Source organism: Pseudoroseomonas cervicalis ATCC 49957 (assembly GCF_000164635.1).
Lineage (GTDB): Bacteria > Pseudomonadota > Alphaproteobacteria > Acetobacterales > Acetobacteraceae > Pseudoroseomonas > Pseudoroseomonas cervicalis.
This window is the reverse complement of the sequence record NZ_GG770777.1, coordinates 1,519,257-1,520,936: the sequence shown is the minus strand read 5'-3', so window position 1 is coordinate 1,520,936 and position 1,680 is coordinate 1,519,257. Positions and strand designations below refer to the sequence as shown.

The following is a 1,680-nucleotide window of genomic DNA, read 5'->3' as shown; positions in this document are numbered from 1 at the left end:
GGGCGGGGCGCCTCGGCCTCGGGCAGCAGCGGCTCCTCGGGGGCGCGCTCCTCGCGCGGGCGGTCCTTGTTGAGGCCGCGGCGGGCGACCTCCTTGCCCTCGCGCCGGCCGGTCTCGCGCGGCTCCTCGCGGCGGCCGGCTTCCTTGCGGCCATCCTTGCCGCGACCCTTGGCGTCGCCGCGGCCGCGGCCCCGGCCACCCTTGGGGGCGCTCGCCGCCTCGGCCAGCTCCTCCGGCGTCACCGGCTCCAGCCCCTCGATCTCGATGCGCGGGATCGGCTTGCCGGTCAGCGCCTCGATGGCGGCGACCAGCTTGACGTCATCGGCGGTGGCGATGGTGTAGGCGTGGCCCTCGCGCCCGGCGCGGCCGGTGCGGCCGATGCGGTGGACATAGTCCTCGTCGCGGAACGGCACGTCGAAATTGTAGACGTGGCTGAGGCCGCCGATGTCGATGCCGCGCGCGGCGACGTCGGAGCAGACCAGCAGCTGCAGCTCGCCGGCCTTGAACTTCTCCAGCGTGGCGAAGCGCACCGATTGCGGCAGGTCGCCATGCAGCGCGCCGGCCTTGAAGCCGTGCTTGGACAGGCTCTTGTGCAGGATGTCGACGTCGCGCTTGCGGTTGCAGAAGATCAGCGCGTTCTGCACATCCTGGCTGCGGATCAGCCGGCGCAGCGCGCGGCGCTTGTCCTCCGGCTGCACGAAGGCCAGGCCCGCGGTGATGGTGGTGGCCACCGAGGCGGGGGCGGAGACCGAGATGGTCTTGGGGTTCTGCAGGAAGGCGTCGGCCAGCTTGCGGATCTCGGGCGCCATGGTGGCGCTGAAGAACAGCGTCTGCCGCAGCGGCGGCAGCAGGCTGACGATGCGCTCGACATCCGGGATGAAGCCCATGTCGAGCATGCGGTCGGCCTCGTCGATGACGAGCACCTTGCAGTCGGCCAGCATGACGCGGCCGCGCTCGAACAGGTCGAGCAGCCGGCCGGGCGTCGCGATCAGCACGTCGACGCCCTTGTCGAGCACGTCGCGCTGGTCGGACATGCTCTCGCCCCCGATCAGCAGCGCATGATTGAGCTTCATGTGCGTGCCGTACTTGACGAAGTTCTCGGCCACCTGGAGCGCCAGCTCGCGCGTCGGCTCCAGGATCAGGCTGCGCGGCATGCGCGCCTTGGCCCGGCTGCCGGCCAGGATGTCCATCATCGGCAGCACGAAGCTGGCGGTCTTGCCGGTGCCGGTCTGCGCGCAGCCCATGACGTCGCGGCCCATCAGCACGACCGGGATGGCCTGCTCCTGGATCGGGGTGGGGTGGACATAGCCGGCCTCGGCGACGCCGCGCAGCAGCGCCTCGGAGAGGCCCAGATCCTCGAAGACGGCGCGCGTCGGGGCGGCCTCGCCCGGTCCGGTCCCGGCCGGGGGCGTCATGGCATCGGAAAGCTCGGTCTCGGCCACGCTGGGCGCGGTCACGTCAGGCTGATCGCTCAAGGGCAGTCGGTTCCTTCGCCGGCAGTGGCGGCGGGCGTGGGGCCGGTCCGCCACGCGAAAGCCGCGCGGCGCGTCTTCCGGCCTGCGAGAGCCGCATATGCGCCGCTTGCACCGGATTGGCAAGGTTTTCCGGCCCTCGCCGCGCCCGGCCCACACCCGGCTCGTGGCCGCGCGCCGGGTGGGCGCCGGCCGGTTGCGGCCCGCG

The 1,680-nt window shown here is 72.5% G+C and carries 1 protein-coding gene; it reads right to left on the bottom strand.

From position 1 onward, the window contains the following. The coding region (locus HMPREF0731_RS06550; RefSeq protein WP_245538279.1) for a DEAD/DEAH box helicase at positions 1 to 1,415 on the bottom strand (1,415 nt) is incomplete at its 3' end. Between the last annotated feature and the right edge of the window lie 265 nt (positions 1,416 to 1,680).